Raw genomic sequence first — 11,673 nt, forward strand, 5'->3', positions numbered from 1 at the left:
ATATAGTAATAAACAAATAACTATTATATAATAATAAATAATTTATCGATTATATATTTTGTTTGGGGATTATATTTTACTTTGTGATGTAAAAATAATTTAAGCGGGTGTTATATGGAATCAGAAACTATAGTTATTCCACCAGAAGCAATTGAGGTTGAAACTTTAGATGAATATGAATCAGACTTATCGGAACATTTTAATGAACTTCCTAAAGTTGCCAATCCACTATTAAATGAGGCTAAGAATTTATTTTCTAAAATTGAGAGTTTATTATATACTACTCCATCTTTAATTAATGCTGTTAAGTCCGCTTTTCCGGATACAATGATACAGGCTGTTCTTACTAATGAACAGAAAGAAAAAATAGCCCAAGGTGTGCTTGAACTAATGACTAAGAAAGATGGTACTCTTTTGGCGACTCTTATTGATCCTAAAACGAAGAAAGTTGTTAGTAAGATTCCCTTAGAGTCTGTAAAAGTTGGGCCTGAAATAGCTCAAGCTATGACAAATTTTTCAATGCAAATGCAAATGGCTCAAATAGCACAGCAAATTCAAGTAGTACAGCGTGCTATTGAAGAAGTGCGTCGTGGTCAGGAGTTTGATCGTTTAGCTATAGCTTATAGTTGTCAACAAAAATTGATTCAAGCAATGGAAATAAATAATCCAAGTTTAAAAGAACATGCTTTAATGCAATTGATATCTTCTGCTGAGGATAGTAGAAATCTTTTAATGCTTAGTCAAAAATCAAATATAGAGTTTATAAAAAAACAACCTGAAAGCTTCTTTGAAAAATTATTTTCATCTATATCAACAGAAGAAAATAATGAGAGGATAAATGCTATTAGAGAAAGCCTTAAAGCAGTAAATATGGTTTCATTTGTACAAGCTATGGCTTATCAAAACCTTGGTGAATATGAGGCCGCTAGGATGAGTCTGACTTATTATGCTGAATTTATTAAAGATACTTATACCTCAAATCCAGACTTGTTAGATAGATTAGATATGGTTGATCCAAGCACTGAAAATTATTGGACCAAATCATTACCAGTTATCGAAGAAAAAATCCAAAAACTTCCATATGGGGTTAGTATGTTAGAAATTAAAAAGATTAAAGGGAGACAAAAGAAAAATGATAAACGAAAATGAAAAGCGAATTTGTAAAGGAAAAGGTTGTAAAAAAGAATTACCTGTTGGGTATAAATACGAGAAATGTGAATCATGTCGAAATGAATTTCTTGAAAGCGGAATTAATATAGCTAAGACTTGTGGAGCAGCAGTTGTAGGAGTTGTAGGTTTATTCTTTATAATTAAAAAATAATTGGTTTAAATCGCAATATGTAATTAAATAATTCTATATTTATTGTTTAATTAACTTAGATAGGAAAGACTTAATGTAGTAATCTGTAATTCAAATTCTCATATAATTCATATAATTAATAGTAAAACCCTTCGCTACAATGCGAGGGGTTTTACTATACACTCATACTTATAAATGTAATATAATTAAACTAAATAGATAGTATTGGCGGAACATTTATGTATGTAGTTAATATGATAAAAATTAGCTAAATAATAAATTTAAGAAATCCAGGGAGGGATTACAATGTTAGGAGCAATTATTGGTGATATCGTTGGTTCACGATTCGAATTTAATAATATTAGACGGAAGGACTTTGATTTCTTTACAGATCAATGTGTGTTAACTGATGATAGTATCATGACACTTGCTGTAGCAAAGGCCATTCTTATGAGCCAACCAGATTACAGAAATCTTTCAAAAAATGCAGTGGAATGTATGCAGACGATTGGGAGATGCTATCCAGGTTATGGATATGGCGATCGGTTCTATAGATGGATTTTTGCAGAGAATCCAAAGCCATATAATAGTTATGGTAATGGCTCAGCTATGAGAATTAGTGCTGCGGGATTTGCTGCACATAGTTTGGACGAAGCAAAGCTTCTTTCTAAATTAGTTACAGAAGTGACTCATAACCATCCTGAAGGTATGAAGGGGGCGGAGGCGACAGCAGTTGCCGTGTACTTAGCTAAAACTGGTAAAGATATACAAGAAATCAGAGATTATATTAATCAGCATTATTACACCATGGATTTCACATTGGATGAAATCAGAGACACGTATAGGTTTAATGAAAGCTGCCAAGGAACAGTCCCACAAGCATTGCAAGCCTTCTTTGAATCCACTGATTTTGAAGATGCTATTCGCAATGCCATCTCAATAGGTGGTGACAGCGATACTGTTGCTGCAATTTGTGGGGGTGTGGCACAGGCATATTATGGTATTCCAACGGATATTAGAAAACAGGCTGTATCATTTTTAGATACTAAACTGCTAGGCATATTGACGTCCTTTGAAGAACAATTTATGTCCAATCTATAACTTATTGGTTAATAAGGTCGTATTATAAGGGAGAGATACATGATACATCTTAAAGATTTAGGCAGTTTTGAATCTGTGCCAGAGTTAGTGACACATATTATAAATGGAAATATTACCGCTCTTGAAAGCGCGTTAAAAAGTGGTTGGAATATTCATAAATCGATACAAATTGGTAAATATAGTGAGTATTCACCTCTACAATTAGCGTTAGTGATGGAATGTTTGCCAAGTGTACAATGGTTGGTCGAACATGGAGCAAATCTAAATGATGAAGAAAATCCAAGTTTCTTGTTGGCTGTACGTTATGGAAATAATGAGTTAATTGACTATGTTGTGGCGCAAGGGGCTAATATTCACGCTTTGAACTCTGTGGAGGTAGATGCTTTTCAAGCTGCTATTTATGGGAAAAAATATGAGAACTTACAACTGATTCATGACTTAGGACATACAGTACAGAAATATGGCAGTAAAGCTTTCAGAAATGCCATTACAGACAAAAATTATGAGGTCCTAGATTTCTTTATACATAATGGTGTAGATATTAATTATAATAAGCCCGATTCTGTATATCCTTTTAAGCCAACGCCATTGTGCGTAGCAGCCCGGTATGTGGATTTACAGATGTGTAAATACTTAGTAGAACATGGTGCCGATGTGACCATCACGGAAAAGGATGGAATGCGTCCCTATAGCATTGCTATTGAAAAGGGCGATATGGAAATGGCCGAGTATTTTAAGAATTTAGAGCCTGCTGAGTACCATGATAAACAAAATAAAATGGATCAATTAAAACCATTTAAACTACCAAAAGCATTGGTATCCTTTTTAGAGGGAGATAATCTTTACTTTGAATTGCCAGACTCAGATTTTATCTCTATAGAGTTCTTACCATTATTTGATATAATTCCATTTAAATGGGGCCGTCGTAAGCTATTACGTTTATCTAAAGAACTAGGCGAGTATAACGATTGGCAAATTGTGTGGGACCCTAAGTCTAAAAAGATTGGCTGTTATGATACCGAGCATCAAGAATTAAGAGAACTTTGTAAATTCGATGAGTTTATAGCAGATATGGCATGTCAATTAGAAACCTTATTTTAATGTATATCGTAAAAGAGAGGCGATACATATGACAGATACCTTTGAGAAAACATATACGGATTGGTCAATCGATGTGGGTGAGTACAAATATGAAGGTATAACCCTCAAAGAAGTAGAGCAAAACTTATATTCTATTCAAGATAATGATATAGATTTTCTAATTATTTCACCATCGAAGGCTATTTCAGTAGGTAATAAGCTATATAACTTCGTACAAGTTTGTAGTGATCAGCACACAGAATTACTCCATATAGAAATTAGTGTTACTGCTATAGGCGAAGAAGGTGCCATCATATACGGTAAAAATGAGCTAGGACATCAAGAAGCATTCCAGATTATAGAAGACTTTATTGCACATCATAAGGTGCCAGCAATAGATGAATGGGACATCGTGCTAGATTTAAGACCAAAAATGGAAAGCTATATAAAGGATTGTGACAATGACTAATGGTGTAATATATGATGAACAGTTAAGGCAATATACATTGACCTATGAAGGAATACAATTTTGTTGGGATGAGATTCCAACAGAAGCAAATGTAGATACTGCTAAATTATTAGCTACTAATTATCATAAGAATATAGATTCCATTGTTACTTTCATTTATAACGAAATACGAGATTATTATGGAGATGTCACTATTGATGAGGTGAAAACACGGATAGGTATGCCTATTATTGAACCAGAGCGAGATGCTGTAACCTATTGTGAGCAATCCTTTGATGATACACACATCTTTTCCTTTACGTTTTGGGATGATGAATTTACAGATTTGCATTATTTTGCTATAGATGGATGATATATTCTTATATATTTTAGTTATTGAGTCTCTTACATGCGGAGTCTATTATGCTATACACACCGAATAACATTTTGTATAAGTATATTCGCTATCGATTTAGACGAATACAGATTCAATGTAATATGGTATATGATGTAACACCAGAGGAAGAAGATGAGATTTGTCGTAATCTATTAAAAAGGCGAGCGAAGATATTAATTCCCGTTGGTATATTATATTTTTTGCTTTTTGGGGTCATCTTCGCTTGGTTAGTAGGAACAAGTGAGGACCTAAACCCGTTAATGCAATGGGAATTAAGCGTTATAGACTATGTTATACCGATTTTAAATACCATAGATATTAAGTGGTATGCATATCCTTTAGATCTATTATGGGTAGCAATTATATTAGCGCCTATAGCGATTATAAATGCATCTCCTTATATCATTTTTTCCTATATTATAGATACCATTTTGATACGGCGTGAGGTGAAAGCTTTAATTAAAAAATATTCCATTGATGACAAAAAATATAATTAGATTATATCTATTTGGCTAGGAGAGAGTATTATGAGTGAACTAAAAGACTTTAATTGGACCGGATTTTGGAACGATGTTGACTATGCATTCGAGTCCTATATCGGCAGAGATGTTACCGATGAGGATATTAAGGCTGCTGAAGCTGCATTAGGATATACATTGCCTACAGCATATATAGAGCTACTTAAAAACCATAATGGTGGTGTAGTAAATAAGAATTGTTTTATTAACGATGATGATGATTGTGTATATATAACAGGAATATATGGCATCGATAGAGATAAAAAATACTCTCTTTTAGGTGAGATGGGGAATGAATTTTGGATTTCAAAAGTAAAATATCCCCCTATCGGTATCGTTGTAGCCGATACAATTTCCGGTGGTCACGACATGATTTTCCTCGATTATCGTGAGTGCGGTCCTACCGGTGAGCCTAAGGTGGTACGTGTAGATCAAGAATGTGATTATTCAATTACTCCTTTAGCAGATAACTTTGGTGAATTTATTAAGAACTTATATTTCAATATAGAAGAAATTACAGATGAAGAGTTTCAAGAATTAAGTGATACGGAAAAGGTTAAGCTCCTTAATGAACAAGAGGGCATCGATATTAAGCGTGCGATGGAGCTATTGACGAATATAGGCATCGATAATTTGTCCCCTATACTATTAAGCGCCTTAGGACGTATGTATAACAATAATGGCCGTGCGTCAGAGGCTATCGAGTTGTTTGAACGAATCGATGAGGCACATCGTGATTGGTCTTGGTACTATCGTTGTGGTTATGCTCATGGGATGTTAGCTATTGGTGAAAGCTACGAATCTGAACATGTGCAGAAAGCATTACAGTTAATAGAGACGGGCATAAAAGTGACGAAAGAAGCTCACTTAGATAAACAGCTTGTTTGGTGCTGTGAAGTGGTAAAATATCACCTATCTAAAATTAAGCCAAAAGAGTACAAGGTGGATTATCCTTTGGTATATGAAACTATTAAGACTGTGTTTGATAAGAAAAATAGCAAAGATGCTACAGAAGGTAAAGATATTGAAGATGTTAATGAATGCGAAGAAGATAACTATCCTACATATGATGTAGTTCATTGGGTATTTAATAAGCAAACATATAGCAAAGAAGAGTTTTCCAAAGAATACAATGAAAATGTAAAGAACTATGTAGATGATGATCAAGAAGATGACGACGATAGATTAGAAGAACCAGAAATTCTAGTAACCTATGAAGCTTGGATTGAAAGTAAAGACCAACTCTTTGATAATGAACGTGTAACCGATGAGGAGTTACACGAAGAAGATAAAGAAGATGGTATGTGGCAAGTAGAAATCATGGCTCATCTTGTGGCGGATAATGGTACATATTTTACAAGAGAAGAATTGCTCTTTAAATTGCACAATTTGATGGCCAATAAAGAATTAGGCGATCACGTATTTTTTGAAGGTATTGAATACGAAGGCCATGAATGTGAAGGGTATGGTCTCATAGATAACGAAGACGGTATACCAGTATTCTATATTATTTGTGGTAGCTAGCTTCTAGACAATGTTAATTATAATAATATATTTATAATGTGACAGGATGTGACATAATGGCATTAACGGTTGAACAATTTAAAGTACTTTCTAATGAGGAGCAATTACAAACCATTAAAGAGCTTAATGATACGGGAAAAGTAGAAATTATTATTGATGTATTAACTGGTGTGGGCATGGAAAATTTATCTGTACCTCTATTAGGTGAGCTTGGTCGAGCTTATAACAATAATAGCAATGAAAAAGAGGCAGTTAAGGTATTAGAATCTATTGATGAAGCGTATCGTGATGCGGTGTGGTATTATCGCTGTGCCTATGCGTATGGAGCTATTGTCTTAGATAATAATGAATCATACACATCGGATACTATGCAACAGATGCTAAGATTAGTAGATCAAGGTGTACGTTTAGCTACGGAAGCGAAACTAGATGATATAAAATCGTACTGTTTTGAAGTCATTGATATGTGCTATTCGCAAATGGATTTTGAAAGATGTGAAGCCGATTATCCTGAATTGTGTTCTGCTTATAATGAATATGTAGCAAAGAAAAAGAAGAAACGTAAAGGTGTACCTCGTCATCGCACCATTACGGTTGAGGAAATCATGGCTACAGACGATGTGTGGACCATTAATGAACCCATGTATTGGACTATTAATATATATGGCTCATATGATGATTATATAGAATCCGCAAAACCTTTCACCTTAGAGCAACGCTATCTTAATGCTATATCTTGGTATTTCGTAGAAGTTAATAATGGTGGTCATCATCAGTTTTTCTATAACTCTACCGGTATTGTATGGGAAGATGCTCTAGCCGGTTTACGTCTCTTTAAGATGGATGAACTAGCAGACAATTTACAATCCGTCATCGATTACTTTGGTGGCTCAGTTCCATTTGATAGGGAAGAACGATGGACCATTTTGAAAGATTGGGACAATGAGGAAGAGTTGTTCGATTTCCTCGATAAAAAAGATGATGTAGTGTATGAATATGATGGAATCTATGAAGACACATTCGTACATGAACATCCTGAATTATTTGTATTTGATGGGACCTATAAAGTTCCAGAATAAATGTAGTGATATAGCATATATGTGCTACTTTCACTCACATTATATGTTAGAGGTATTACATGTTAGATAAACAAGGCGTATATGATTGTTTGCGTGACCATCATATCGATTTTGAAATTACGGATCACGCACCGTTATTTAGTATGGATGATAAACCAGATGTAGAACTGCCATATCCAGAATGGGATGCGAAGAATTTATTTATCCGAGACCATAAGCGGGAGCACTACTATTTAATTACCGTACGCGGTTCTAAGCGTGTGGATTTAAAACAATTCCGTAAGGACCATAAGCTTAAAAAGATTTCCTTTGGTTCCGAAGAAGAGTTATGGGATATTTTAAAGATAAAACCAGGGCACGTATCTCCATTTTGCTTACTTCATGATGAAGAGCACAAGGTTTATTATTATATTGATGCGGATTATAAGGATAATTTAATTGGCATACATCCTAACCAAAATGATGCGACCGTGTGGTTACAAGGGAAAGATCTTGTTAAACTTATAGAGGAGCATGGTACAACAATAGAATATATAACAATATAGATGTAACATAAGAGGTTTTACATGAAAGTTAAATTGATTCAACCGCGTATGTTAAAACGTCCTATGGATACAGATTTAAAAATACGCATGTCCCCTCATTTAGGATTATTGACTGTGGCTAATATTATTCGGCATGATTGTGACGTTACAATTGAAAATGAAAATATTAGACCCATTGATTTTGATGATGTGCCTGACTTGGTAGGCATAGCAGTTACTGTAGATGTTTTACCTAGAGCTATTGAAATTGCATCTATATATAGACAAAAAGGTGTTAAGGTTATTGCTGGTGGCATACATATCACAACTGCATCTAGTTCTGTACCTAAGGATTCGTTTGATAGCTTATGTATTGGTTTTGCAGAAAATACATGGCCTCAAATTATAGAGGACATGAAACATAATAGATTACAATCTGAATATGTATCTAAGCCTTTAACTTCTGGGGATGATATTGTAGCGCCTGCATATGACATGATAGATAAGACCGATTATTTATGGTATAACGTTGTTTCTACAAGTCGCAGTTGCCCTCATAAATGCGATTTTTGCTATAATAGTTCTGGAACTCATCAATATATAAATCGTAATATAGATGATGTGTTAGCAGATATTAAACGTTTAGGCACAAAGCATATTATGTTTATTGATGATAATTTTATTGGTAATATTTCTTGGACTAAACAGTTTTTAGAGCGTATTAAACCTTTAAAATTAAACTGGAATGCAGCGGTTACTATGAAAATAGGACAATACCCTGAATTAATGGATTTGATGAAAGAAACTGGTTGTCAGAGTTTATTTATTGGTTTTGAAAGTATCAGTCCTCAGTCTTTATCTAGTGTTCATAAAATGCAAAACAATCGTGAAGAGTTTGAAAGACTTATTAGCGAATTACATAAGCGTGGCATTATGGTCAATGCTAGCTTTGTATTTGGTCTAGATGGAGACACGCCAGAGACATTTAAAAATACATTAGATTGGATTATTAGCCAGAAAATTGATACCATTACATCACATATTGTTACACCGTATCCTGGGACTGAATTCTACAAAAGAATGGAAGAACAAAATAGAATTTTTGATCATGACTTATCTAGATATAATACGTCTCATGTGGTTGTGACGCCGCTTGGTATGTCTAAAGAGGAATTAGAAGAAGGATATTTGTGGATATATCAAGAGTTATATTCCATAAGAAATATATTTCGTCGTATGCCTAAGACAATTGGAACGATACCAGCCTATTTAACCTTTAATTTCTTTTATCGTAGATTTGGCCATTTTACATCAAAAGTATGTGAACTTTTAACTTATAAACGTATTGGATTATGGGCTGAAAAATTATCAAGATATATGTAAAGGAATCAGTAATGAATAAGAGAATTATAAAACGAATTTTGCTAACTTCTGCTATTGCCATATTAGGCGTTAGCACATCGTTTGCAGCATTCACATTTGATAAACAAGAACAAGTGGATACAGCCCCTATTGTAGGTTTGTATCGTTTCCAAGTACCAGCTGAATTACAAGGTGTGTATAATACTGCAGGTGTTCAGAATTTAACAGCCTCTATGGCTAATGAGCCTAATACATTATCTATGAATGTGGCTCATGTAAAAGGTAATCCATCTGAATCATATGGAGTGGAGATCTATAAAGATACGGCTGCCTTAGAAACACACCGCAAATCTGAACATTTCCAAAACTATATTAATGAAGTAGGTTCTAAACTGACAAATCGTAAGTTATATGATGTACAGCCTTTGTTATTGATTGAAAAACCGGATGCTTTATCTTTGATTAATGATGGTCAATCTGTTGTGACCTTAACGGAATTTACTGTAGACGGTAATGAAGTTGATACAGTACAAAAACAATATCAATTAGATATTGACCGTGCCGTTCGTGATGATGCGGGTTATATGGCGGGTTACGTATTGCGTGAAAGAAACAATAAAACTCACTGGTATGTAATTCAAATCTATAGTGATGAATCAGCTTTTAATAATCATGTAAATAGTCCAGGCTATCGTTTTATGATGAGCCAAATTCAAGGTAGTTTACAAGGTGTAAGTACAAAAGTATTGCAAGGAGACATTCTAGTAAATCATGGTGGTCAAGATTTTGTAAGACCATAGTCCTTGATATACTATAACCAGTAAAGTTACTGCTAGCATATAATTATGTGCTAGCAGTTTTTGGGTGTAATAGCCTCTTTTGAAATTCATAAAAATACTGTATCATTTAATGATGATATTAAAAAAGTTTTGAATGATTTGTTAGCTTAAGAAGGAGTTAATGTACTATGAATTATAAATACACCTATGAAAGTCCGTTAGGAACGATGATAATGCTTGGTACATTAACGTATTTAACAGATTTATTTTTCGTTGATGAAGCGCATGCACCTAGTTATGATGATGCGGAGTATATTGAACAAAAAACAGGCCCTTTTGAAGTGACCATTATGTGGCTAGATCAATATTTTAAAGGACAAAAACCGTTTATTACACCACCAATACAACTTGAAGGAACAGAATTTCGTAAATCTGTATGGTCTATATTACAAACCATCCCTTATGGTAAAACCATAACTTATGGTGAAATAGGTAAGCAGGTTGCTGAAAAACAAGGCAAAGAAACATTTTCTGCTCAAGCCGTAGGAGGTGCTGTAGGTCATAATCCTATATCTATTATTGTTCCGTGTCATCGCGTTATTGGTAGTAATGGTAAATTAACAGGATATGCGGGCGGTATTGAACGCAAGAAATACATGCTTAATCTAGAGGCGGATCATAAATAGTACATATTAGATTGTAAAATCATATTTAAATAGATTTATAAAAAAAGAAGAAAGAGATTACTCATGATGGATAGACATATCATAGGTAATCTCTTTTGGTATATATAGGTTATTTATTTGTTCAGGGTATTATTTAAATTGATTTACTAAGGTGCCGATACCACTAATTGTAATAGACACCGTATCACCTGATTTTAGCCAATCATATTTAGATTCATTTTTACCGAGTACAACGCCACTAGGTGTACCAGTAAAGATGATGTCACCTTCTTGTAGTGTAATATACTGGGATACAAATTCGATAATCGCGTCTGGCTTAAACAGCATTTGTTGTAATTGGGCTTGTTGACGAACCTCTCCATTGACTGTCGTTGTAATGGTAGCATTGTCGAAATCAAATTCGTCAGGTGATACGATAATAGGGCCAATAGGAGCAAAGTTATCTAGCGATTTGCCAAGAATCCATTGAGAGCCTCTAAATTGTAAAGCGCGAGCTGATACGTCATTACCTATGGTATAGCCTAAGATATGTTCTTTGGCTTGGTCGCGAGATATATTTTTACCCGCTTTACCAATAACGATGACGAGCTCTCCTTCGTAATCATAATGAAGGTTTTCGTCTTGAATAAGAACTGTATCTTGATTTGAGGCTAATGCATTAGATGTTTTCATAAAGATTTCTGGAAAATCATGTGTAGCAAGACTGGTTTCAGCAATATGGTCCGCATAATTAAGGCCTATACAGATGATATTTTTAGGATTAGAGATTAGTTCATATTTAGTAGTTGCTTTCATAAGAAATACCTCCTTAAGAGCTGGAATCTATTTATCTTTAAACTAATTATAATATAAATTGGTATGTAAAGAATAATTTT

General features: G+C 34.1%; 14 protein-coding genes. 13 read left to right on the forward strand and 1 reads right to left on the reverse strand.

The features are described 5' to 3' along the window. The first annotated feature begins 114 nt into the window (after window positions 1–114). The 13 genes from O3617_RS02080 to O3617_RS02140 all read left to right on the forward strand — a co-directional run bounded on the left by O3617_RS02080 (window position 115) and on the right by O3617_RS02140 (window position 10,798). On the forward strand, window positions 115–1,149 hold the full coding sequence (locus O3617_RS02080; RefSeq protein WP_371448420.1) for a hypothetical protein: 1,035 nt from the start codon (window positions 115–117) through the stop codon (window positions 1,147–1,149). Beyond that, window positions 1,133–1,321 (forward strand): hypothetical protein, encoded by a 189-nt coding sequence (locus O3617_RS02085; protein ID WP_371448421.1) that lies wholly within the window; start codon window positions 1,133–1,135, stop codon window positions 1,319–1,321. The genes O3617_RS02080 and O3617_RS02085 overlap by 17 nt, the downstream gene beginning before the upstream one ends. 285 nt (window positions 1,322–1,606) lie before the next feature. Further along, on the forward strand, window positions 1,607–2,401 hold the full coding sequence (locus O3617_RS02090; RefSeq protein WP_371448422.1) for an ADP-ribosylglycohydrolase family protein: 795 nt from the start codon (window positions 1,607–1,609) through the stop codon (window positions 2,399–2,401). Between the two features lie 39 nt (window positions 2,402–2,440). Continuing rightward, window positions 2,441–3,502, forward strand: a complete 1,062-nt coding sequence (locus O3617_RS02095; RefSeq protein ID WP_371448424.1) for an ankyrin repeat domain-containing protein — start codon at window positions 2,441–2,443, stop codon at window positions 3,500–3,502. A 28-nt stretch (window positions 3,503–3,530) separates the two neighbouring features. After that, window positions 3,531–3,950: a bacteriocin gene (locus tag O3617_RS02100; protein WP_371448425.1), complete on the forward strand. Its 420-nt coding sequence runs from the start codon at window positions 3,531–3,533 to the stop codon at window positions 3,948–3,950. Continuing rightward, window positions 3,943–4,302, forward strand: coding sequence for a hypothetical protein (locus O3617_RS02105; protein ID WP_371448427.1), 360 nt, complete (start codon window positions 3,943–3,945; stop codon window positions 4,300–4,302). Before O3617_RS02100 ends, O3617_RS02105 begins: the two co-directional genes overlap by 8 nt. 50 nt (window positions 4,303–4,352) lie before the next feature. After that, entirely contained in the window at window positions 4,353–4,823 is a 471-nt protein-coding gene (locus O3617_RS02110; protein ID WP_371448428.1) for a glycosyl transferase family 4, read from the forward strand. A gap of 30 nt (window positions 4,824–4,853) precedes the next feature. Then, window positions 4,854–6,368, forward strand: coding sequence for an SMI1/KNR4 family protein (locus O3617_RS02115; RefSeq protein ID WP_371448429.1), 1,515 nt, complete (start codon window positions 4,854–4,856; stop codon window positions 6,366–6,368). A gap of 56 nt (window positions 6,369–6,424) precedes the next feature. Continuing rightward, window positions 6,425–7,447 carry a DMP19 family protein gene (locus tag O3617_RS02120; protein ID WP_371448430.1) on the forward strand — a complete coding sequence of 341 codons (1,023 nt, stop codon included), beginning with the start codon at window positions 6,425–6,427 and terminating at the stop codon, window positions 7,445–7,447. Window positions 7,448–7,506: 59 nt separating this feature from the next. Continuing rightward, window positions 7,507–7,992 (forward strand): prolyl-tRNA synthetase associated domain-containing protein, encoded by a 486-nt coding sequence (locus O3617_RS02125; protein WP_371448432.1) that lies wholly within the window; start codon window positions 7,507–7,509, stop codon window positions 7,990–7,992. Between the two features lie 21 nt (window positions 7,993–8,013). Next, window positions 8,014–9,354, forward strand: a complete 1,341-nt coding sequence (locus tag O3617_RS02130) for a radical SAM protein (RefSeq protein WP_371448434.1) — start codon at window positions 8,014–8,016, stop codon at window positions 9,352–9,354. An 11-nt stretch (window positions 9,355–9,365) separates the two neighbouring features. Continuing rightward, the gene (locus O3617_RS02135) at window positions 9,366–10,133 is read left to right on the forward strand and encodes an antibiotic biosynthesis monooxygenase (RefSeq protein ID WP_371448435.1); all 768 of its coding nucleotides are present in this window, start codon (window positions 9,366–9,368) and stop codon (window positions 10,131–10,133) included. A 167-nt stretch (window positions 10,134–10,300) separates the two neighbouring features. Further along, entirely contained in the window at window positions 10,301–10,798 is a 498-nt protein-coding gene (locus O3617_RS02140) for a methylated-DNA--[protein]-cysteine S-methyltransferase (protein WP_371448436.1), read from the forward strand. A gap of 129 nt (window positions 10,799–10,927) precedes the next feature. Here O3617_RS02140 and O3617_RS02145 read toward each other — a convergent pair whose 3' ends face one another. Next, window positions 10,928–11,593, reverse strand: coding sequence for a fumarylacetoacetate hydrolase family protein (locus O3617_RS02145; protein WP_371448437.1), 666 nt, complete (start codon window positions 11,591–11,593; stop codon window positions 10,928–10,930). Window positions 11,594–11,673: the final 80 nt, after the last annotated feature.

The sequence above is a fragment of the Veillonella sp. 27098_8_77 genome, assembly GCF_041431535.1.
Lineage (GTDB): Bacteria > Bacillota > Negativicutes > Veillonellales > Veillonellaceae > Veillonella.

Bases quoted from the DNA above. Each gene is read 5' to 3' on its own strand.
- O3617_RS02145 (WP_371448437.1), bottom strand. From the start codon at position 11,593: ATGAAAGCAACTACTAAATATGAACTAATCTCTAATCCTAAAAATATC.
- O3617_RS02085 (WP_371448421.1), top strand. From the start codon at position 1,133: ATGATAAACGAAAATGAAAAGCGAATTTGTAAAGGAAAAGGTTGTAAA.
- O3617_RS02110 (WP_371448428.1), top strand. From the start codon at position 4,353: ATGCTATACACACCGAATAACATTTTGTATAAGTATATTCGCTATCGA.
- O3617_RS02090 (WP_371448422.1), top strand. From the start codon at position 1,607: ATGTTAGGAGCAATTATTGGTGATATCGTTGGTTCACGATTCGAATTT.
- O3617_RS02080 (WP_371448420.1), top strand. From the start codon at position 115: ATGGAATCAGAAACTATAGTTATTCCACCAGAAGCAATTGAGGTTGAA.
- O3617_RS02125 (WP_371448432.1), top strand. From the start codon at position 7,507: ATGTTAGATAAACAAGGCGTATATGATTGTTTGCGTGACCATCATATC.
- O3617_RS02095 (WP_371448424.1), top strand. From the start codon at position 2,441: ATGATACATCTTAAAGATTTAGGCAGTTTTGAATCTGTGCCAGAGTTA.
- O3617_RS02100 (WP_371448425.1), top strand. From the start codon at position 3,531: ATGACAGATACCTTTGAGAAAACATATACGGATTGGTCAATCGATGTG.
- O3617_RS02135 (WP_371448435.1), top strand. From the start codon at position 9,366: ATGAATAAGAGAATTATAAAACGAATTTTGCTAACTTCTGCTATTGCC.
- O3617_RS02140 (WP_371448436.1), top strand. From the start codon at position 10,301: ATGAATTATAAATACACCTATGAAAGTCCGTTAGGAACGATGATAATG.
- O3617_RS02120 (WP_371448430.1), top strand. From the start codon at position 6,425: ATGGCATTAACGGTTGAACAATTTAAAGTACTTTCTAATGAGGAGCAA.
- O3617_RS02105 (WP_371448427.1), top strand. From the start codon at position 3,943: ATGACTAATGGTGTAATATATGATGAACAGTTAAGGCAATATACATTG.
- O3617_RS02130 (WP_371448434.1), top strand. From the start codon at position 8,014: ATGAAAGTTAAATTGATTCAACCGCGTATGTTAAAACGTCCTATGGAT.
- O3617_RS02115 (WP_371448429.1), top strand. From the start codon at position 4,854: ATGAGTGAACTAAAAGACTTTAATTGGACCGGATTTTGGAACGATGTT.